This is a genomic window from Aminobacter aganoensis (assembly GCF_014206975.1).
GTDB lineage: Bacteria > Pseudomonadota > Alphaproteobacteria > Rhizobiales > Rhizobiaceae > Aminobacter > Aminobacter aganoensis.
Genome location: NZ_JACHOU010000026.1, coordinates 37,269 through 58,164, shown reverse-complemented (window position 1 = coordinate 58,164; position 20,896 = coordinate 37,269). Strand labels below are relative to the sequence as shown.

Below are 20,896 nucleotides of genomic sequence, written 5' to 3'. Positions count from 1 at the left end.
AGGGCAAGATCCAGATCGACCCGATGATCACGCATACGCTCAAGCTCGAAGACATCAACAAGGGCTTCGACCTGATGCATGCCGGCGAGAGCATCCGCAGCGTCGTCGTCTACTGAACGCTTGAGACAGCGGCCAAATCTGCAATCGAAAATGTAGGAGGGATCAATGGCAAGTTTGGTATCGATACACCCAGCGCTGGACGCTGGAATGAAATCCGGCATCGCAGGCTTCAGCGGCGGGACGCTCACATGCGCCTGTGTCTACAAGCCCGTAAGGGTGGCCGTCAAAGGGAACGTTGCCCACAACCACGCCTGTGGTTGCACTAAATGCTGGAAGCCAGAAGGCGCGAAGTTCTCGATCGTGGCAGTCGTGCCTCATGAAAACATCACCGTGCTGGAGAACGGCGACAAGCTTGCCGTGGTCGATCACTCGGCACTCATTCAGCGTCATGCGTGCAAGGATTGTGGCGTGCACATGTATGGCCCGGTTCAGCGCGATCACGCCTTTAAGGGCCTGGATTTTATACACCCTGAACGGTTCCAGGAGAATGGCTGGGCAGAGCCGGGCTTTTCGGCGTTCGTCTCGTCGATCATCGAGGCAGGTGTGGATCCGTCCGAGATGGATGGTGTGCGTGCAAGGCTAATGGAACTGGGGCTCGAGCCCTATGACTGCCTGTCGCCGGCACTGATGGACTACCTCGCTGCTTGGACCGCGCGAAAGACCGGCATGCTGACGAGGTAAGGAGTTCTCAAAGTGAGAATCGGGAAATGGGAGGAACGAAAATGCAAATAGCCAAGAAAATAGCCATTGCGCTTGTTGCCCTCGGAACGGCTTTGGCATCGAACTCCAGTTCGGCAAATGACCTGGTAAAAGTGCGCTTTAGCTGGAAGTTGAAGGGAGAGTACGCCTTTTTCTATCTAGGCAAGGATCAAGGGGTCTATGAAAAGCATGGACTAGATGTGCAGTTGGGCGAAGGAGCAGGCGCTCAGGCCGCACTTGGCTCGCTCGTGCAGGGAAACGAAGACGTGGTGATCGTTCCTGCGATTTTTGCCATTTCGGCAATACAGAAGGGAGTGCCAGTCAAGATCGCAGCACTCTACCAGCCCACAACCCCATTTGCCTTCATTTCTCATCCTGACCGGCCAGTCGCTACTCCAAAGGACATGGAGGGTCGATCTTTGGCCGTCTCAACGGGGGATACTGCGACAGCTTATCTGAGTATTTTCTGCAAAAAGAACGAGGTCGATTGCAGTAAGATAAATCAGGTGCAATTGGACCCTCAGGTCAAGATACCGCAGTTCCTGCAAAACAAGATTGATATGATTACAGTCTACACGAACGTCGATCTTCCACTCATCGAAGAGCGAAGTGGAATTAAGTTTGCAGTCCTCGACCTGCCTAAATTCGGATTGTCAGTGCCAGGCCTTGCAGCCGTAGTAAGCAACGACAGTGTTACCAAATCTTCCGAGACGCTGAAGCGCTTCTTCGCGGCAACAAGCGACGCTATCGATTTGACCCGTGAGGACCCATCGAAGGCTGCTGCCGCGTTGCGTAGGGCTTGGAGCGCGGCCCCCCCTGAAGATCTCATCAAGCAGTCGGTAATTGCAACCTCACTCACTCTGCAGGACGGCAAGGAGAAGCCCAACGGCTGGATAGATGGCCAGGTCATATCGGATGCACAGGATTTGGTACTTTCCACCGAGGCCGGCGCCAGTAAGAAGGCCGTCTCCGAATATTATACGAACTCTCTATTGGAGGCGGAACGCTAGCCTAGGCTCGCGGGTCTTGCTGCTTCGCTCCTCAGGAGCCGTATGGAGTACTGGGCGCACTCAACTGGCGTGCCGAAGCCAGCCGCGACCGCAGCGCCGAAAGCTGCAAGAACGACGCCCGCTGTGCGTCGTTCTGATTTCTGAGCATGCTCTTTCACATAGAGCGCCGAGAGCCCGATCTGGGTGATAGCTCTACGTCCGCCAACAACGGCTGTGTAGTGGACCGGATTGTATCGCCCAGGCGCCGTTAGGAATGCTTCCCTCAGGGCATACTCCGGCAATGGCCCTTCCTCACACCCGTTGCGGGAGGCGGTCGGTCCGTTGCCGGCCCCGGAGTGGTCACAACCCAAGTATCCCAAATCTCATCCGCCGGCGCGGGCGTTGTCGCCAGCAAGCCCTTGTTCTAGGATAAGCCCGTCATGGAACTCTCGTCAGGGAGGATACAATGATCAAGCGAGGGCGCATTTGGGTGGTAAGGGCTACATGGGTCCTTTGGCTTCTCACACTGCCCGCCCAAGCGAGCAACCTAGGTGATCTTGTCAGGAGTGGCGATGTCGCAGCGGTGACATCCGCCTTGGACAAAGGCGCCGCCATCAACGAAATTGACGGTGTTACGGCGCTTTATATCGCCTGTGAAAACGGAAATGCCGAGCTAGCAAAACTTCTGATCAATCGCGGGGCAGATGTTGACCTGCCTGTCAGTTGGCAAAGAACGCCACTCTACGCCGCCAATAAGGGCGGGCACGCTGACATCGTGAAGCTGCTACTCGATAGTGGGGCAAATCCAAACCAGTTGGCGAAATCGCAGACCCCGCTGCACGTGGCTGCTGAGAATGGCTGCCTTCAGTGTGTCATCCATCTTGTGGATGCTGGAGCAGATGTGAATGCACTGACATCGAATGGAAGTCCGCCCATACATTTGGCCAAGCTTAGTGGTCACGCCGATGTCGTGGCCTACTTGCATAGTCATGGCGCCGGACGACCTTCCATTGATCCAATTTCGTCACGACTTGCATCGGCAAACGCGGGATCGGGCAAAGAACTTTTCGATAGAACGTGCGGCGCTTGTCATCTTTCAGCGCCAGGGGTCCAGGTCCCCGGACGAGCCAATCTGTGGGGAATAGTAGGACGGCGAAAGGCATCGGAAAGCGATGTCCAGTATTCGTCAAGTCTAAAGGACGCTGGTGGCGATTGGACCTTTGAGGAACTGAATTTCTTTATCTCAAACCCCGCGCTCACATTGCCTGGGACAGATATGACTTTCCCGGGCCTGCACGACGAGGAGCAGCGAGCGGACCTCATCGCTTACCTGCGGACCTTGAGTGACACACCGCTGCCGCTTCCCGACAATTGAGTCCTGTCTGAGCCAAGCCTAAGATCAAACGGCGATGCTTGTCGGGGTGGTCGCGTCCGGTCGCTTTACCTACGGCACCAACTATTATGGCAAGGCGTACTGATCGGCGGTGGCCGTCAAATGCGTTTGACGAGGCGCTGCGGACTGTACCCGAAGAGTGGCGCAATTTGCCGACGGCAGCTTGCGGGAACCGATTGAATGTTCGTAATGCGATTAGGTCCGCAACCGATTGGCAGCTATTCGCTGAACTCACCCTGATTGCGGACAGGCGGCTCGCGGCCCCGAACGCGACGGTCAGAAATTCGATGGAACACTCGGCGCGCAATCGAATTGGGCAGAGCTCACGAAAGCCAGGAGGCATCGTGATCTCTGTGGATCAGTCGGCAATGCGACATCGACAGGTCATCGAGAGACGGGGGAGGTTGTCCAGAAAATCTAGCACCGCCCTAACAGTGAGGGTTCAAGCCGTATTGGCCTTTGACCGGGCTATACCCTTATTCGACCGCGAGGCGTGTTTGGCGCGGTGCCAGTACTTTGTTCGTGACGAACTCGATCGGTAGCGGAGCAGTACACGCAAGCGGCTTTCCGGAAATCGCATCGACGAGCACATCAACGGATCGCGCCCATGGCAGAGCGCCGGCCGAAAGTATTTGGCGATGTCGAGGTCGTTGAAGCCGAGGATGGAGATGTCCTTAGGGATCGGCGCCAGCCGCTTCGGCGTTAGGGCATCATCAGGACACGTGCGCGGCTTGGCTTCTTAGTCATGTGTATCACCCGTGGTTGGAGGATGTTCGATGAACCTCAAATTCGCCTGTTCGCGAGGGTGTGGAGATGCTGACGATGGGGAGCTGACGATACGAAGGACATACCGGCACGAAACTCGACCGGAAAGGCGATTGGTCTTGAGTGATGCTGAAACCACGGAAAAAATCTCGCGAAAACTTCCCTTTAAGTTCAGCACCGTAATTATTTGATGGCCTTCATAGCGCGGACGGGCTTCTGTTTCTTCGTCCAGTAGAAGCGACGGGGCCGGACCTCGCTTGCTCTCGTAGCCGATCATCACGAATTTGGCTGTGATGTATGTACGTCTTTTTTTCATCCGATCTGAGGACGGGCCGTTGTGGTAAATACTGGCGCGGCGCTTAAATACGATGCTTTCGACATCCGTCTTCGCGACGGCCGCAAAGAACTCGTCTCCCGAGCCTTCAAACGCCTGACTAAACTACAGGCCGCATGTCGGACGCGGATTACCGGACTTGGAAACTGAACGGATCTCTTACATGACCAATTCATATCAGGACCGAAGACTACCGGATGATGCAGCCAATTCGATGGAAATGCGAACTTCTATGTTGTTGAATAGAAAAGAATATTGTGAAATTGAGAAGAGGCTGCAGACAAGAGGTTAAAAGTCCGGGTCTTGTCAACGTTGAGGCGCATCCGTATTCGATGAATGTAACAATCATGTGGAATCATGCTGGCTCCGCGGCGGCGTGACACGCTCATACTGATCGTGTTGGCAGGTTCCAGTCGCGTGGTTGTCAAAGGTGCGGAGCCGAACTCAGAAGGTACACATCGTGAAACTTGGTTTTTCACCCATGTGTTTGACGGGTGCCTGGATCGGAACGACCTCGCCCCTTGTGGCCGTCGCAGGCTTCACCGTTCAGACTCCTGCTTATTAAGCTCTTGTTCACCTCCCTTGCAAAGGCGTGGAACTGGCTCGGATCCGGAGGGTTAACCTCGATGGCCGCTGTAGGACGAAGCATCGCCGGAGTGCTGTTGGTGATTGCCGCATCCGCAGCGTTCCAATTGGGACCTGACCTGTTGGAGATGGGCACCGACGCCCGTGGTCATTGGGCGATGTCCGGATGGATCCTGTCGCCCGCGCTAGCGGGCATGCTATGCCTTTGGGCGAGCATGCGCTCGCAGAGAACAGATAGGCAAGCATGGGGAAACCTTGCAGCGGGCTGCCTGCTCTGGGCCGCCGGGACGATCGTGTGGAACGCCAACCTTGCCGCATTCCCCGGTCCCGGTGACGCTGCTTACCTGTTTGCCTGCCTGTTCTTCGTGGTTGGCATGTTCCGCTACACGGTAGGCGAGCGCGCCATCAGCCTAGTCAAGGTCTGCGACTTTGCCATCGCCGCAAGCGCCGTCTCTCTTGCTTTGTTGATTGCGTTCCGTGGGCACCTCGAAGCGTCGCCGCTTCCCGGTTTTGGGAAGGCCGTCGCGTTCCTGTATCCTGTTTGTGGATTCGCCGCCGCGGCGTTCGGCCTAACTTGCCTAGCCCTCCATGCCTCTGCCAGGCGACGCCCAGCCACACGCCTTCTAGTGATTGCCGCAACGCTTCACGCATCAGCCGACCTATTCTACGGCCTGTCGGAGCTGGACGGGGGCTATACCGTTGGCATGGAATACGATGCGCTTTGGCTGGCGTCTTATCTCATGATCTCATGGGCGGCTACCGAACACATAGCAAGGCTCCGCGCTGCCCCGGTCGAAGCCAATGCCGGGCGGCGGTGGGCCGCTGAGGCCCTAGTTCCGGCGCTGGCAGTCGGAATTGTGGCTGTAGCGTGGCTGGCCACGCAGGAACGCGTCGGCGCTATGTTGTGGCTGTCAGGCACGGCTGCCATCGCGTTGCCTTTCCTTATCGGCGTGCGGGAGCACCTCGTCCTTCGGGGCGAGCGCGAACTTAAGATCGCTGCCCATGCAAGTCGGGAAGAGCTCTCCTCCGTTCTCGAAAGCACGACGGACAGCGTGATCGTTCTAGACCCCAATTGGATTCTAACCTACGTGAACGGCAGGGCGGCCAGCTTGCTGGGGCATGCCGGGCTAAAGCCTGGAGCGAACCTTTGGGATCTGTTTCCTGAGGAGGTCGGCGGGGCTTTCCATCAAGCCTATCGGAGAGCTGTGGACACTCAGGAACCAGTCCAATTGGAAGGCCGCCTGCTAGCACTCGGCAAATGGCTCGAGGTGCACGCCTATCCCTCCACCGACAAGCTGACCATTTTTTTCAGGGACATTACCGAAAGGCGGCGGAGCCGAGAAGAAATCCACCGCCTCGCAATGACGGACTCGCTGACAGGACTGAACAACCGTGTCGTATTTCGGGAGAGGCTGCGGGAGAAGGTGGCCTCCGAATCCGTGGCGGTCATCGTGTTCGACCTGGATACCTTCAAGGAGGTGAACGACACGCACGGTCATCCTGTAGGCGACGAGGTTCTTGTCCGCTTTGGCGAGAGGATGCTTGGCTGCGCCGGCGACGCCCTCGTCGCGAGGCTCGGCGGTGATGAGTTCGCCGTCATCGTCGGTGGAGGGCGGAAGGAGGCCGAGGCCTTCGCCGAGCGGGTTGTCGTCGCGATAGCGGACCCGTTTGAGGTATCGGTCGGGCCCATCGAGATGCGTGCGAGCATGGGCATAGCGCTCGCGCCGGACAATGGCCGAGACCCGGACGAGGTCTTCAAGAAGGCCGACATCGCGCTCTTTAGCGCAAAGGCCCACGACCCCGGAAGGTTCCACTTCTTCGAGCAGGAAATGGAAGTCGAACTACTGCGCATGCAGTCCCTGAAGGCGGATCTCGCCAAGGCCCTCCCGAAACATCAATTCGAGACGGTTTACCAGCCGATCCTTAGCCTGCGCGACAACAGTGTCCGCGGCTTTGAGACTTTGATCCGCTGGCGCCACCCTGAGCGCGGGATGGTTCCGCCTGACGAATTCATACCCGTCATTGAGGAAACCGGCGCCATAGCCGACATTGGCGGGTGGGTCCTCGACGAAGCGCTCAGGTCTGCAGGAAACTGGCCCGACCGCATCAGCGTGGCAGTGAACCTGTCGCCCTGCCAGTTCCGGGGCGAGGGGTTGCAGCATACCGTGCGCGCGGCCCTTGCCAAGAGTGGGGTTGCTCCCCCGCGTCTTGAACTCGAGATCACCGAATCAGTGCTCCTGCAGGGCAGCGAGCGCAACCTAGCGCTGCTCCATTCGCTAAGGAACATGGGCGTAAAGATTGCTCTCGACGATTTCGGGGTCGGCTATTCTTCGCTTTCCTATCTCAGGACCTTCCCGTTCACCCGCGTGAAAATCGACCGCTCGTTCGTAAAGGGGATCGACGCCAATCCACAATCAATAGCCATCGTAAAGTCGGTAGTGGACATCGCCGCTGCGATGGGGATGCAGGTTACGGCGGAAGGCATCGAGACCCGCCAGGAATTCGACTGTATCCGTACCTTGGGATGCGACGCGGTGCAGGGGTTTTTCATAGGCCGGCCAACCGCGCGGGGGACTGAATTGGCGGCCTTGGAAAAAGTCGACGCCGACATGATCTGGCGGGCCACAGGAGACTCTCGCCTCCCGGGACGAGGATAGTATCTCGGATGCTACTCAGGCACAGCTAATTAATCCGTAGCGGATGCCGAAGCGGCGCAATGTATCTGTTTCGCGCACCAAGGGTCTTCAGCAGATTGTCGTCGTTCCGATGCTCCCACTTTCCCGCCTCGGCCGGATTGGCGAGTTGATACGACTACATGGGCGAGCCCCCAGACGCGAGCGAATGTCCCGCACGTTCATACGTCCGAACCTGGTGCCAGACTTCATCACCTCCGGCAGGGTGGGTTCTATGGGTGGCCGTGGTATTATCCCGGCGCCTACGAAGACCCGGCCTATGCGGGCGAGCGTCCCGACTCAAAGAAAAGGTTCTTGCGCCAGACATACTGCTGCAGGCGCATTCATCCACCATGCAGATCGCCTTCTATAATGGCGATGCGTTTCCCAAGGACTATCGCGGCGAGGCGAGTTCGCGCCGGATTGGGAAGCGAGCGACTTTGGCGCGGCGGGATGGCCCTAACCACTCATCCAAGGCATCTCAGTCGCCCCGAGCGATACGACGATCCCGAGCCCCACGAGCGCAATGCCCAAAGCACTTTCGAAGCGGCGACCATGCGGCTGCAGCTTTTCGACGAAGACGACCAGTGTCAGAAGCAGCATCCAGGCGACGCTCATGACGCCGGCCGCAACCAGCACGGCAAACAGCGCCCAGCAGCACCCAAAGCAATAGACACCGTGGCGTAGCCTCATCTCAAGCGCGCCGGCCCGGCCGTCGCGCCAGTACTGCGCAACGAACGCGAAGGGTGAACGGCAATGGCTGAGGCAAATGTGCTTGAGGGATGTGAACTGGTAGAGGCCGGCGATGCCAAGCGTTGCACCGAGCGCGAGCGGCGCCCATTTCGACCGCTGAGGGGGATCGAGGCTCGCCGCAAGCTCGCTGCCGAACTGGACCAGGACATACACGAGAAGGCCAGCCGCCGCCCAGACGAGTATGACGTAGCGGGCATTCGCAAATGTTGGGACCCAACGCCCTTCCACCAATCGCGTATTCCAGCTGCAATGGTCGGCATGAAGATGGGCACGAAGGACATAATCAATCTGTTCCGGCACAACACCGGCTGTTGCCAATCGATCCAGAAAAGTGCCGACGTGGCGGCCATGCCAGTGCGCAAAGTCCTTGCAGGACTTATTGTTGCCAACGCAACCATCGACAAGAATGGTGTGGTGCCTGGTACGAACCAGATAGCTCTGAATGGGGAGAATAATGCGGCCGGTAGCAGGGGATATCGACCGAGGTGTGAGCCAATGGAGATGTGGTTGATTGCTTCCTCAGTGCTGTCGGGGAACTATTCCGACGGTGTGCGCAGGGCTCACACATCTCCAAAATTCTGGTTACCCAGACATCTCCAATTCGGCATTCATCCATCGATGCGCTCCTTCTTGAGCAGCCGAATCTATTCCCAGTGTCGACAGCTCCGCAAAATCAATGGCGGCTTGTGGCGGCGAAGAGCGCACCTGCCTCAAAGAACGATCTCAGAAATTTATGGCCGCAGCAATGACGCGGCGATGCCCATTTCATTCGTCCGGTGCCCAGGACGCAAGTTGTCCGTATTAGAAGCTACGCTGCTCGCAGAGATCTGAAAGTCCTCTCTTGAATACCAAACCCGAAAGCTGGTCTTTCGGTATCGGCCCCAAAGCGGTCAGCCGCGCATCGATTTTGGTGTAGAATGTTTTAGCCAGGAACGGAGGAACCCACCGTGACACTCTACCTAACACGCTTCAGCTACATGCCGGAAACTTGGGCCCGACTTGTCCAGAACCCGGAAGACCGCCGTGATGCCGCCCGCAAGTACATCGAATCCGTTGGCGGGAACCTGCACGGCTTTTGGTACGCGTTCGGCGAGCATGACGGGTATAATCTGTGGGAAGCGCCCGACAATGTCTCGATGGCCGCCGTGTGCATTGCCATTGGGGGCGGTGGCGCGCTTTCGAAATTTGAGACAACGCCGCTGCTCACGGTAGAGGAAACTTTAGAAGCCCTCACCCGCGCCAAAACGGTGGGTTACCGACAACCGGGGGCGTGACCAAAAACGGATTTGCGCTGGCGCGATCACACCCGTTGGCAAGCGTAACAACGTCTGCTCAAAGCCGCGGCGTGGCGGTACAACCTTCCGCATGCGTTTTAGCAGGTAAGGTCTGGTGCCCGCGCCAAGAGGTCGCGCGCGTCGAAGAGGTCACGTTGATGCAGCCGGTCGAACGCGGCGACGATCTTCCCGGCGTAGAGATCCGGAAAGGAGACGATCCGCATCTCCGCGAAACCAAACTCATCTTGGACGCCAGAGGAGACCGGACGTAAGTCGGGTTCGACTACGCTGCCTCGCAGGACCTGCGCGCTATCGCTGCGAACCACGAGCTTGGTGATGACGATGCCCACATGAGCGATTCTGACCCTAATCAGCGCCTTGGCAGATACGCCGAAACCCCGGTTGCGGGTGAGATCGTGCGCGCCTTCGTTCCGCCGCCACTACCGCCGAAACCGCAGATCGACATGCTGGCACTTCTCGACCGGCTGAGCCTCGCCGAACGTGCGCTCGGGCGACTGGACGGTATTACCATGCTACTGCCGCGCCAGGAACTCTTCCTCTACATGTACGTGCGTAAGGAGGCGGTGCTGTCGTCCCAGATTGGAGGCGCGCAGGCACACTGACCGATCTCCTGCGCTTCGAGACCGAGGCGCAGACCGGGAACCGATCGACGACATTCGCGAGGTGTGGAGCGGCTGGAAGAGCTGCCGCTATCATTGCGCCTGATCCGCGAGATGCACGCGCGGCTCCTGCAAAGCGGTCGCGGCGGCACGAAGCTCTCCCGTTAGAGCGGTGTGGTGCTGACCCTAGGTAAGCATTCGTGCTTGACACGCCTGTAGTGTGATCACATACTGAGATCAAGAATAGGGATCAAAATTATAACGCTACCCTGTTCTGGGAACTGATACTGACAATTCACACTTGGGTATATCAGCAACGAAGGGGAGCAAGCGCATGAAGCGCCTTATCAATCGAATTGCGGTCGGGATCATAGGCCTCAACGCAATCTTCAGTGCGAGTCAAACTCTTGCGGCCGATGACGTGAACGTCCGCTTTAGCTATAAGTTGAAAGGCGAATACGGCTTCTTCTACCTAGGCCAGGAAAAAGGCGTGTATTCGCAAGCCGGCCTTTCGACCACCTTTGGGGAAGGCGCGAGTTCTCAGGCCGCGCTCGGATCACTGATCCAAGGTCAGGACGACCTGATTGTTCTTCCTGGAATATTTGCAATATCCGCAATTCAGAAGGGCATGCCGATCAAGATCGTAGCTCTTTACCAACCTGCAGCGCCAACCGTTCTGGTGTCGCATCCAGAGCAGCCGCTCAATACGCCCAAGGATCTTGAAGGCAAGACAATCGCAGCGCCCATCGGCGAAACCGGAACGACTTATCTCGGCGTCTTTTGCGAGATCAACGATATCGACTGCAGCAAAATCAAGAAAGTGCAGATCGATGTCCAGGCACGCGTCTCTCAGTTCTTGACCAATCAGATTGACGTAATTGCTGCCTATAAAACCAACGATCTCCCCATCCTTGAGGCGAAAACTGGCAAGACTTTCTCAGTGCTCGACCAAGTCAAGTATGGCCTGAATGTACCCGGCATGGCAGTAGTGGCAAGCGACAACGGGATCTCGAACAAATCGGACATTCTCAAGAAATTCCTTGCTTCCACAGCAATTGCGATCGAACAGACACGAACCGAGCCCCAGACGGCAGTGACTGCTCTGAAGGCTGTTTGGCCGAATGGCCCAGCTGATGCGGTTGTTCTTAAGCAGATTGAAGCAACGTCTGCCTCTATTCCCGCCGGCGCCGAACACCCAGTTGGCTGGGTCGACGAGAAGTCGATTGCCGCCGCCTTGAAGCTTCTTGATGAGGGAAGCTCGGCCGTACAGAAACCACTTTCCGAATTCTATACCAACGCGCTGCTGCAAAAGTAGTGACGTGGGGTCGCTGAGCTCAGGAGATCCGGTCGAGATCCCCTGAGCTGACCGCTTTCGTTCAGTGTTAATGCTTGGCGACGTGAGGGCGTGGGCGTTGACAGGACACGACCCTAGAAAGGTCAAACGAGTGAAGCCTGCCCCGTTCGAGTATCACCGCCCAGATACGATCGAAGCCGCCATAAAGCTGCTTGAAGACTATGGAGGTGAAGCCAAGATCATCTCTGGCGGACAAAGCCTTTTGCCGATGCTAGCCTTTCGCCTACTGGCCCCGGCTGCTTTGGTCGATATTTGTCGCATACCAGATTTGAACACCGCAAAATGCAGCGAACGTGGCCTTACCATGGGGAGCAGATTGCGCTGGGTCGACATCGAGAAGGACCTCGAGCTTCGTCGCAGCTACCCCTTGCTGGTCGCGGGAGTGGAGCACATCGCCCACTATCAAATTCGCAATCGCGGAACGATTGGGGGCAGTTTGGCACACGCAGATCCTGCGGCTGAATTTCCTGCTCTCGTCCTCATTCACGAGGGCCAGATCCAAGTCCAAGGAACCGGTGGGTCAAGGCTAATCTCGGCCGCAGATTTCTTCCACGGAATGCTAACGACTGATCTGTCGGAAGACGAGATAATCACCCGCGTCCATCTTCCGAGTTGGCCCGAAACCAGGTGCTGGTCCTTCAAAGAGTTCGCTCGACGCAGCGGAGATTTTGCGATTTCCGGCGTTGCTGTGCATTTTGAGCTAAAACAAGGTCGGATCGACTCTCCACGAGTAGTTGCGTTTGGAGTAGACGATCGCCCGGTTAACCTTACGCCTTTGCAATCGATGTTGGATGGGGCGTTGCCCGATCTGAAGACGTTTGCAGCGGTTGGTGCTGCGGCGGCCAAATTGGACATGATCGATCCCCCGTCGGACATCCAGGCATCATCGGAGTATCGGCGCGCATTGCTGGGAGTGCTTGTTGAACGTGCTCTTGCCGATGCCTTCGACAAGCGAGGAGAAGTCCGTTGAAACAGCCAATGGATATAGCCTTCAAGGTCAACGGACGAGAAGTTCACGTGTCTGTAGAACCTCGTAGGAGTCTCGCTGACTGCCTCCGTCATGACCTTTCATTTACCGGCACCCATGTTGGTTGTGAACATGGCGTCTGCGGCGCATGCACCGTAATGATGGACGGCGAAGCCGTGAGGTCGTGCCTGGTACTGGCAGTGCAAGCTGAAGATCGTCTGGTGGAAACCGTCGAAGGTTTGGCAAGTGACGACTGCCTTTCGGCAATCCAGGAAGAGTTTCGGGCGAACCACGCCTTACAATGCGGTTTTTGCACTCCTGGCATCCTCATGAGTGCGCAAGCGCTTTTAAACACCGAGCCCGAGGCCAGTAACGACCGTATCCGTGAGGTCCTCTCAGGTCATATTTGCCGCTGTACCGGGTACATCCCGATCGTGACGGCCATCGCAAAAGCACGAGATCGCTTGTCCGCAGCCAGCCGAGATCACTATGCAATTGAAGAATAGCCGCTACGTCGGTCAACCGCTACCACGTGTTGAAGACTTCCGTCTACTGACGGGGAACGGTACGTTTGTCGATGATTGTCATAGGCCAAACATGGCGTGTGCCGTGATCGTTCGCAGTCCCGTCGCGCACGGGCGGCTGCTCGCTATTGATGCCACTGCAGCCCAAGAACTGCATGGTGTGCTTGCAGTGTTGAGCGCCAACGACCTCGGCCTCGAAATTCCTCGCATCCCTTTTCGCATCGCCGCGTTTGAAGAGGCTACACCCTTTCAACAACCTGTAATCGCGAAGGATAGAGTTCGCTATGTGGGCGAACCTGTGGCGGTGATCATAGCCGAGAGCCAAGCTGTCGCTGAAGACGCAGCAGAACTTATTCAGATTGAGATCGACGAATTGGCGCCGATTGCCTCTTCACGAGACAGCCTTCGCGCCCAGGCACCAATGCATGAGGACTTGGGATCAAACATAGCATTTCAATACACGATAGACCGTGGAGACGCGGCCGGCGTTTTTTCCCGCGCACCCTATAAACGGAAGGAAACGTTCTACGTTCAACGGCATACGGCTGTCCCCATGGAGATGCGCGGCCTAGTCGCGGAGTGGAACGAAAGCAAGGGTCACATGTCGGTTTGGGGCGCGGCAAAGGTCCCTTTCTTCAATCGTCATGTTCTCGCCGGAATGCTGGGTCTTCCCGATAAGAGCGTAGATCTAATCGAGTTAGACGTCGGCGGTGGTTTTGGCGTTCGCGGGGAATTCTATCCAGAAGACTTTTTGATACCCTTTGCGGCACGTCACCTACAGCGACCTATCAAATGGTCCGAAGACAGACGCGAACATTTGATGGCGACAAACCATTCCAGAGAGTTCGAATGTGAACTCGAGGTCGCGTGCGATGCACAGGGCAAGGTCCTGGGTCTCCGTGGGCAAGTCATTGCGGATCTGGGGGCCTATGTCGGGACAACCGGTGGGATCCTCGCGTCCCGAGCTGCCCAGTTTATGCCTGGGCCCTATGATATTTCCGCATTGAGCATCGATGTCCTCTCGCTGGCGACCAACAAGACGCCGTCAGGGAGCTACCGAGGTCCCGGTCGTTTCGAGTCCAGTTTTGCGCGAGAACGGCTGTTTGATATCGCAGCACGAGATCTGGGGATCGATCCGATCTCTTTCCGTCTTCGCAATTTGTTGAGGCCGGATCAACTGCCATACTCGACGGGCAATCTGGTCCCCTATGAGCAGGACGCCTCATACGATCTTGGCGACCATCCCACCGTTCTTCGGCGCTGCGCCTCAGAAATAGGATGGGAACAAAAGGCAGCTCTGCGTGGCAGGGAAGTCGACGGCCGATATCACGGGATAGGGTTTGGCAGTTTCATCGACAGCAGTGGCGCGGGGCCAAAAGAAAATTGTCGAATCCGACTTGAACCAAACGGTCGCATATCTGTTTTCATAGGCTCATCGGCCCTCGGCCAAGGGATAGAAACTGGTTTCTCGCAGATCTGTGCCGATGCCCTGGAAGTTCCAATTGAGAGTGTGAGCATCCATCACGGGTCCACAACCTTGCTCGATGAGGGGTTTGGGTCTTTTCATTCGCGTTCAATAATCATGGGTGGGAATGCGATTGCCGATGCAGCGGAAAAGCTAATATCTCTGCTCAAGGCAGAAGCTGCCAGCTTGTTTGAGTGCAACGCCGACAACATCCAGTATCGAAATGGGATTTTTGTGACTGCTGCCAAAGACCCTATAGCTTTGGCAGATCTTGCCCGTGTGCTGCCCAAAACTGCGGAGGCCGATGGCACTTTTGGCACAAAGCGGAAGCCATATGGTTATGGAACTCATGCAGCACATGTGGCCGTCGACATACGAACAGGCCATGTAGAGGTCATCGAATACGTCGCCGTTGAAGATGTCGGAAAGATGATAAATCCCCTTCTTGTCCATGGCCAGAAAATAGGGGCCATCGTGCAAGGACTCGGGGGGGTCTTTCTGGAGCAGTTATCTTACGATGACAACGCGCAGTTTCTCACCGGCTCCTTGGCAGATTACCTGCTGCCGACATCAACGGACTATCCGAACATACGCGCTATTTCTCTCGATCTGACCCGTACCGATCGCAACCCCATGGGCGTGAAGGGTGTCGGTGAAGATGCAATCGCGCCGGTTGCTGCGGTCATCGGGAATGCCATAGCCGACGCGCTGTCGTCTTTTGGAGTTCAACCAACCCGCCTGCCGCTCACTCCCTGTGCCGTATGGCAATTGATGGAGCAGTCCAAGGAAAGCGAAGCGCACTGACCACCAGAAATCCAACACTCTACTTGAGGTAATTGCGATGGACATGACTGGAGAACAACTTATTCCTGCTCCCAGAGAGGTCGTTTGGAATGCGTTGAATGATATAACAGTGCTGAAGGATTGTATCCCTGGGTGCACATTTTTGGAAAAGCAGGAAGACGGTTCCTTAGCAGCTAAATCTGTCCTTCGGATTGGACCAATCAAGGCCAGTTTTTCGGGCAAAGTTACTTTCAGCAATATCATTCCGATGGAGGGCTATAGTATCGTGGGAGAGGGGCAAGGCGGTGTTGCCGGTTTTGCGAAAGGCGGCGCTGACGTTCATCTCAGGGACGCTGAAGGCGGCACTATGTTGGTCTATACGGCGAAGGCAGACATCGGGGGCAAATTGGCCCAATTGGGATCAAGGCTAATCGATTCCACGTCTAAAAAACTTGCCGGTGAGTTTTTCGAGCGGTTTGCGTCTGAGGTGGTTTCAAAGGCAGCGGTGCCGGCATGAAGTCCTGACCGGGCCTCACTACCAGCAAGCGGTCCGGTCAGCATGAGGTTGTTGACGACCAACGCTCGACGTTGGATGCATAACCAAATGAGGCACCGCTCTGTCGAGCGTCCAGCCGTCCCCGGTTAGCACTAGGGCACGGCTACTGCGTCGCGAGTGCTTCCGTGGTCCACGCGAATGTGGGTAACCCAGAAGCAATAGATGTCTGCTAGTGGTGGGGAGGCGTCCCTCGCAGTTTACGGTCGCGATGCGGTCACCTGTAAGACTTCTGACGTCCGCTCCCAATACAGCCAGTCCGCTCTTATGCGGTGGATGTCTCTCTTCCGCCTTGCGGCTATAGTCGCGGGGCTAGAGCTGTAGGAGGTGCCATGAGTATTGTTACGACGATTTAGTTTGGACGTTCTTCGAGAATTTGCCCAGATGCCGCGTGGGGATCGAGGCATGCAACCCCGCACTATCGGGCGCGAGAATTGATTGTACTAGGCCATGATGTGCGGCTGCTCCCTGCTCAGTTATCGTGGTCGAAACCTATTGTAGCCCATGGCGGAGAGCCAGGGCCAGATTGCGCCTCCCGTTCCACGTTTTCCTTCCTGTGGAACTGGTCAGCCTCGTCGAAGGGGCCCCAATAACCTTGGCAAAACGGTATCCGATCTCACTCGTGCCCGTACAAGCCACATCCATGACGACAAGAAATCTTGAAGGTAAGGCTGCTCTTTTTGGTTAGAGTTTGTTGGCCCGGGGCCGCTCGGCGTCATGGACAAATCCCCAACAGACGTATCGGTCCGAGCGTGAGAAGCGTCATTGGCGCAAGCGAACCGCGGATGACGTCTCCACACACATGTTGGCTACTTGAGCGGCTGCGGTGGCCATTGAGGGAAGCGCGTAAGCAATCAGCCAGGGAGCCAACGGGAACTGTCGTCACCGACGAGCGTTTTTCTGGAAAGGCGAACCGATCTGACAATTCTGACCGCAGCCATCACTGGAGGCCAGCAACAACCAGTTGGCTGCGACTGCAACTACAACCGTCGATTTAGGACACGTGAACTAGCAGCGGTCGGCGAACATTCTACTGTTGATATTGTCAGGTTTACGCGTCTGGAACTGGTCGTCTACGTGGATGGGTCCCCCAATTTTGGCCCGGACCCACTGGTGAGCCAAATGAAATCTTCTCCTGCGCGCAGGATTCAAGACGATCTGCGAGATGCTTTTGGTCCGGCCCAAGCGTTACGCAAGTCGGGTATCGTCTCCATAAGCGAAATCGCTTGGGGTGCGCACATCTGTGTTTTCTACGAGACAAAGCAGGACCTGCTCGACGCCAATGTTCCATATCTTAAGGCAGGTTTGGAAGGCAACGAATTCTGCGTATGGGCAATCTCTGATCCACTTACGGAAACGGGCGCAAAGAATGCGCAGCGTCGTTCAGTCCCCGACCTTGATGAGCGCCTGGCTGCCGGGCAAATCGAGCTAATTCCAGGCACAGACTGGTATCTGCGCGGCGGGGAGTTCGATTTGCAGCGGATTACTGGGGGCTGGCATCACAAGCTCCGGCTCGCATTGGCCAAGGGCTACGATGGGATGCGCGTGAGTGGGAACGCATTCTGGATAGGCACCAACCATTTTCAGAAATTCACGGAGTATGAGCACGAACTGGATCGGTCGCTCGCCGGTCAGAAGATGGTCGTTCTATGTACCTATTCGCTCTCGGAAAGCAGGGTCGTTGACCTGCTCGACGTAGCACGCGCTCATCAGTTTACCATCACCCGGCGGTGTGGCGGGTGGGAATTCCTGGAGACCCCCGGACGCAAGCATACAAGACAAGAAGTCGCAGAGTTCAATGGCGATATCTGGTCCAAGCCGTTTCCGGGTCATGACACGCTCACATTAAGGGAGCGCGAAGTACTGGCTGAACTCGTACGGGGCTACTCCAGCAAGGAAATTGCTCGGCAGCTAGGAATTGTTCCTCGCACTGTTGAGTTTCATAGAGCCAACCTACTCAAGAAAGTAGGTGCGAGGAGTACGATTGACCTCATCCGAATTGTCCTCGGGGAATGACGCGCTCCAGCTTTAATCATTATTGGAAACTGGGCCCCCGAGCAACGGGCTCTGCAGCAGGCGAGGTTGTTAGTTGGAGGATGAACCGTTCGACCTTCCGGTTTTTGTTCAGCTTGGCGCCATAAACGAAATCCGCTCTGTATCCTCCACACAGGAGGCAGCCGAGTGCCTGCTCTTCCGGTGGCCGCGAGGAACTGGACCAAAATTCGCCACCGCGATCGAGGCTTGTCTGGCTGTTCTGCGAGGTGCCGAAGAGACTTTTCACGCCCGATCAGCGTTTGAGGAAGCTGCGAAAGAAGTTGGCATCCTAGTTGTCACCAAGCGGTGATGGCCAATGGTTCTCGCACCCTGGTCGAAAGCTTTGTAACTTCTCGGAAAGACTAACGTGTATTCACAAGATGCGACTAACGATCCGAAATGGGTCTGGAGAGCAGTCGACTGCGAAGTGGAATTGCTTTTTCCAGCACGTGGTGTGCGCGAGATACACGGAGCGAAATTCCAACTTATACGACTCTCCGGAGGGGGGGCATCAGTTCGTGTCGGCGGTATGAGAACCATCCCCGATTTTTTCTACCTGCGATTCAATGACGACGAGGAAACCTCGGGCTGCTACGTTGTCGGAAGGTCTGTCGACACCATCCATTGTCAGTTCTTCCACGAAAAGACAGCAAGCGAGGTCGACCGCATCATAACGGAGGGAGAGTTCATTTCCGTTCTCGGCTCATTGTCGGGGACAAATGGCGGTCAGAAGCAGCAAGAAAGCTTGCCGTTCGAAATCTTGCAACTTTTTAAGAAGCTGTACTAATTACTATCAATCGCGTGCGGTGAGCATTGCAAGATCCGGCTCGGGTCAACACGATGCCACCACGCTGCAACCACTAACTTTGATCGGTCTTGCGGCTGCCGTACTCGCGTTAGGTAGCGTGTATTGGCCGGTCCGGGAACAGGATCGCAGGCAGGCCGACTAGACTTGCTCGCAGTAACCGTTGGGCGGGCTGCTCGGTCGCCGCGGAAACCAGTTCCGCGGTTCCGAAATCCGGCCCCCGGGCAGCGACTGGCATTAGTGAGGGTGAACACGGGCCGGTCTGGGGAGCCGCTTTCCCAGCCGATTTGCGGCGGCTCCGTGGTCTGCGGGTGGTATTTGTCGAAGATTCCTTGATCGCCAGGTCATACCCGCGAAAGATACCGTCACGGGCCCCCCTCCTGTAGACCGGGACGACATCGGTGAGATGATCGCAAGTCTCAGGCGTTACCTACTGCTCTGACGATGTCCGCGGAGCGCCGCCCGTAAATAGATTTGTCGAATTGATTTTCGGGGTTGTGGCCTTGCAGCAGGTGCAAATGTAGCAGAACGGGACCTAAGTCTAGTTGTTGTCTTGCCGGATCGGGCAGTGGCGGTTGACGCATTGTTAGTCAGTCGTTCTGCTCGCTGAGCAGCACTCCGCGGGCGGGACAATGCCTAGTCAGATCGGATGCGGGGTTCGCACGTTGGCGACAACAAAGGGTGATCCTCAGTCAGCTCCATGTATCGCTGCGACAACAATGCCCGTTACAGCTTCGATATACTCATCAATGCGGGTGCCGCGCTTGCGGTACTTTGCTCGCTTTACATACCAGTCCTGCAGCAGAGGCTTGATGAGCGAGGCTGTCAGCTCGACGTTTGCGACAGCGAATTGCCGGCTGGCCACGCCTTGCCGCAGCACACCGGCAAAAATCTCTTCGGTCGCCGCCTCGCTGTCCACCGCCATGCGACGTTCGGCTGCAGGAAACGACTTTGCTTCCATGTAGGCAAATACGAACCATGGCTGCATTGTTTCCGTCAGACGGATATGCGTCTCGATCAGCCATTTTAGATGCTCAAGTGGCCGGTCGGCTATCTCTTTGGGCGCCGCAGTCAGCACCTCATTCACCGTTGACGAGACCTCGCCCAGGATCATCGAAAGCAGCTTCGTCTTGTTGTCGAAGTAGGAGTACAGCCCTCCCATGCTCAGACCTGACGCTTGTGCCAGATCGCGTAAGCTGGTGGCATGGAACCCCTGCTTGTTCGAGAGCTTGAGTGTCGCCTCGATGATGCGTGCGAGGTTGGCTATCGCGACATGCGGCTTCTGAACACGAATGGAGTCGCGATGCCGTTCGAGAATGTGTGCGCACAACTTCTCGGTAGAGAGTGCGCCCGTTAACTGCTTTTGTCCTGCGACGTCCAAGCTGGCTCCTGCTGCCGGCGTTGACGCGGCATTGTCATCCCGAAATATCAGCAAAAGTCTTGTTGCAAAAGAGCCAGCGAGCAAATAGAGAAAACGAGCGCTCGATCGATTTAATAAGGCAATTGCAAATGCTGTTCGACGACCTCAGGGGAAAGTCCGCACTCATCACCGGCGCTTCCGGCGGCCTCGGCCAACATTTCGCCGAGCAACTTGCCAGCTACGGTGTGGCAGTTACGCTCGCCGCGCGCCGCCGTGGGGCGCTGGAACATGCTTGCGCTAAGATCATTGCTAGCGGCGGCAATGCCCGCGCGATCCAAATGGACGTGACTGACAGCGCCTCGGTGGCTGCGGCGCTGTCGGGTAACTGCTTCGACATTTTAATCAACAATGCCGGCATTTCGGGTGCGTCCCGCGCGCTCGATCTTGGCGAAGTCGAATGGGACCGTGTGCTGGACACAAATCTCAAAGGCGTCTTTGTTGTTTCCCAGGCGGTGGCGCGAGGCATGAAGGCAAAGGGCCGGGGCGGGGCGATCGTCAATATTGCGTCGATCCTTGGCCAACGTGTCGCCGGCAATCTGAGCGCCTATGCAGCTTCCAAGGCCGGGGTGATCCATCTGACCAAGGCGCTGGCACTGGAGTGGGCGCGCGATGGCCTACGCGTCAACGCGCTGTGCCCCGGCTACATCGAGACCGACATCAATCGGGAGTTTTTCACCTCCGCCGCAGGACTTGAGCTCATCAAGCGCATTCCGCAACGCCGTCTCGGCCAGCCGCAAGAGCTCGATGGCGCGCTGCTTTTGCTCGCGTCCGACGCCGGGAGCTACATCACTGGGTCGTCGATCGAAGTCGATGGTGGCCATCTCGTTTCATCCTTGTGAGTGCCGCC

At 56.7% G+C, this 20,896-nt stretch carries 17 protein-coding genes and 2 pseudogenes; 16 read left to right on the top strand and 3 right to left on the bottom strand.

What is annotated here, in order from left to right; translation table 11 throughout:
• From GGR00_RS26510 to GGR00_RS26490, 5 genes and pseudogenes are all read left to right on the top strand, one after another.
• Positions 1 to 116: pseudogene (locus GGR00_RS26510) on the top strand (S-(hydroxymethyl)glutathione dehydrogenase); the annotation flags it as partial.
• A 49-nt stretch (positions 117 to 165) separates the two neighbouring features.
• Positions 166 to 741 (top strand): S-(hydroxymethyl)glutathione synthase, encoded by a 576-nt coding sequence (gene gfa / locus GGR00_RS26505; protein ID WP_184702390.1) that lies wholly within the window; start codon positions 166 to 168, stop codon positions 739 to 741.
• A gap of 41 nt (positions 742 to 782) precedes the next feature.
• The gene (locus GGR00_RS26500; RefSeq protein WP_055976281.1) at positions 783 to 1,769 is read left to right on the top strand and encodes an ABC transporter substrate-binding protein; all 987 of its coding nucleotides are present in this window, start codon (positions 783 to 785) and stop codon (positions 1,767 to 1,769) included.
• 445 nt (positions 1,770 to 2,214) lie between these two features.
• Positions 2,215 to 3,123 (top strand): ankyrin repeat domain-containing protein, encoded by a 909-nt coding sequence (locus tag GGR00_RS26495; protein WP_281389322.1) that lies wholly within the window; start codon positions 2,215 to 2,217, stop codon positions 3,121 to 3,123.
• Between the two features lie 1,782 nt (positions 3,124 to 4,905).
• Positions 4,906 to 7,482 carry a putative bifunctional diguanylate cyclase/phosphodiesterase gene (locus GGR00_RS26490; protein ID WP_343065653.1) on the top strand — a complete coding sequence of 859 codons (2,577 nt, stop codon included), beginning with the start codon at positions 4,906 to 4,908 and terminating at the stop codon, positions 7,480 to 7,482.
• 474 nt (positions 7,483 to 7,956) lie between these two features.
• On the opposite strand, the gene GGR00_RS26485 is transcribed toward GGR00_RS26490, so the two are convergent.
• Positions 7,957 to 8,694, bottom strand: a complete 738-nt coding sequence (locus GGR00_RS26485) for a copper chaperone (protein WP_343065652.1) — start codon at positions 8,692 to 8,694, stop codon at positions 7,957 to 7,959.
• 503 nt (positions 8,695 to 9,197) lie between these two features.
• Here GGR00_RS26485 and GGR00_RS26475 point away from each other — a divergent pair.
• On the top strand, positions 9,198 to 9,524 hold the full coding sequence (locus tag GGR00_RS26475) for a GYD domain-containing protein (RefSeq protein ID WP_184702384.1): 327 nt from the start codon (positions 9,198 to 9,200) through the stop codon (positions 9,522 to 9,524).
• A 98-nt stretch (positions 9,525 to 9,622) separates the two neighbouring features.
• On the opposite strand, the gene GGR00_RS26470 is transcribed toward GGR00_RS26475, so the two are convergent.
• Entirely contained in the window at positions 9,623 to 9,874 is a 252-nt protein-coding gene (locus GGR00_RS26470; RefSeq protein WP_425488818.1) for a nucleotidyl transferase AbiEii/AbiGii toxin family protein, read from the bottom strand.
• Between GGR00_RS26470 and GGR00_RS26465 the strand changes: the two are divergent.
• The 9 genes and pseudogenes from GGR00_RS26465 to GGR00_RS26425 form a co-directional block, all read left to right on the top strand.
• Positions 9,875 to 10,300, top strand: a pseudogene (locus GGR00_RS26465) (Fic/DOC family N-terminal domain-containing protein); the annotation flags it as partial. It lies immediately after the preceding gene.
• A gap of 178 nt (positions 10,301 to 10,478) precedes the next feature.
• On the top strand, positions 10,479 to 11,459 hold the full coding sequence (locus GGR00_RS26460) for an ABC transporter substrate-binding protein (protein ID WP_184702382.1): 981 nt from the start codon (positions 10,479 to 10,481) through the stop codon (positions 11,457 to 11,459).
• Positions 11,460 to 11,556: 97 nt separating this feature from the next.
• Positions 11,557 to 12,468, top strand: coding sequence for an FAD binding domain-containing protein (locus tag GGR00_RS26455; RefSeq protein ID WP_184702380.1), 912 nt, complete (start codon positions 11,557 to 11,559; stop codon positions 12,466 to 12,468).
• Positions 12,465 to 12,971: a (2Fe-2S)-binding protein gene (locus GGR00_RS26450; protein ID WP_377863483.1), complete on the top strand. Its 507-nt coding sequence runs from the start codon at positions 12,465 to 12,467 to the stop codon at positions 12,969 to 12,971. Before GGR00_RS26455 ends, GGR00_RS26450 begins: the two co-directional genes overlap by 4 nt.
• On the top strand, positions 12,955 to 15,258 hold the full coding sequence (locus tag GGR00_RS26445) for a xanthine dehydrogenase family protein molybdopterin-binding subunit (protein ID WP_184702378.1): 2,304 nt from the start codon (positions 12,955 to 12,957) through the stop codon (positions 15,256 to 15,258). Before GGR00_RS26450 ends, GGR00_RS26445 begins: the two co-directional genes overlap by 17 nt.
• Before the next feature lie 37 nt (positions 15,259 to 15,295).
• Entirely contained in the window at positions 15,296 to 15,754 is a 459-nt protein-coding gene (locus tag GGR00_RS26440; protein WP_184702376.1) for an SRPBCC family protein, read from the top strand.
• 1,158 nt (positions 15,755 to 16,912) lie between these two features.
• Positions 16,913 to 17,806, top strand: a complete 894-nt coding sequence (locus tag GGR00_RS28635) for an MEDS domain-containing protein (protein ID WP_343065651.1) — start codon at positions 16,913 to 16,915, stop codon at positions 17,804 to 17,806.
• A 73-nt stretch (positions 17,807 to 17,879) separates the two neighbouring features.
• A complete protein-coding gene (locus GGR00_RS26430; RefSeq protein WP_184702374.1) occupies positions 17,880 to 18,134 on the top strand; it encodes a DUF982 domain-containing protein in 255 nt (84 codons plus the stop codon).
• A 57-nt stretch (positions 18,135 to 18,191) separates the two neighbouring features.
• On the top strand, positions 18,192 to 18,611 hold the full coding sequence (locus GGR00_RS26425; protein ID WP_184702372.1) for a hypothetical protein: 420 nt from the start codon (positions 18,192 to 18,194) through the stop codon (positions 18,609 to 18,611).
• A 706-nt stretch (positions 18,612 to 19,317) separates the two neighbouring features.
• Here the strand turns inward: GGR00_RS26425 and GGR00_RS26420 are convergent.
• Complete coding sequence (locus tag GGR00_RS26420; RefSeq protein ID WP_184702370.1) at positions 19,318 to 20,010, bottom strand: TetR/AcrR family transcriptional regulator; 693 nt, start codon at positions 20,008 to 20,010, stop codon at positions 19,318 to 19,320.
• Between the two features lie 128 nt (positions 20,011 to 20,138).
• On the opposite strand from GGR00_RS26420, the gene GGR00_RS26415 reads away from it, so the two are divergent.
• Positions 20,139 to 20,888 (top strand): SDR family NAD(P)-dependent oxidoreductase, encoded by a 750-nt coding sequence (locus tag GGR00_RS26415; RefSeq protein ID WP_184702368.1) that lies wholly within the window; start codon positions 20,139 to 20,141, stop codon positions 20,886 to 20,888.
• Positions 20,889 to 20,896 lie beyond the last annotated feature (8 nt).

What these genes read in the sequence shown, in the direction of transcription:
- GGR00_RS26495 (WP_281389322.1), top strand. Translation starts at nt 2,215, where the DNA reads ATGATCAAGCGAGGGCGCATTTGGGTGGTAAGGGCTACATGGGTCCTT.
- GGR00_RS28635 (WP_343065651.1), top strand. Translation starts at nt 16,913, where the DNA reads ATGAAATCTTCTCCTGCGCGCAGGATTCAAGACGATCTGCGAGATGCT.
- GGR00_RS26440 (WP_184702376.1), top strand. Translation starts at nt 15,296, where the DNA reads ATGGACATGACTGGAGAACAACTTATTCCTGCTCCCAGAGAGGTCGTT.
- GGR00_RS26500 (WP_055976281.1), top strand. Translation starts at nt 783, where the DNA reads ATGCAAATAGCCAAGAAAATAGCCATTGCGCTTGTTGCCCTCGGAACG.
- GGR00_RS26415 (WP_184702368.1), top strand. Translation starts at nt 20,139, where the DNA reads ATGCTGTTCGACGACCTCAGGGGAAAGTCCGCACTCATCACCGGCGCT.
- GGR00_RS26460 (WP_184702382.1), top strand. Translation starts at nt 10,479, where the DNA reads ATGAAGCGCCTTATCAATCGAATTGCGGTCGGGATCATAGGCCTCAAC.
- GGR00_RS26445 (WP_184702378.1), top strand. Translation starts at nt 12,955, where the DNA reads ATGCAATTGAAGAATAGCCGCTACGTCGGTCAACCGCTACCACGTGTT.
- gfa (WP_184702390.1), top strand. Translation starts at nt 166, where the DNA reads ATGGCAAGTTTGGTATCGATACACCCAGCGCTGGACGCTGGAATGAAA.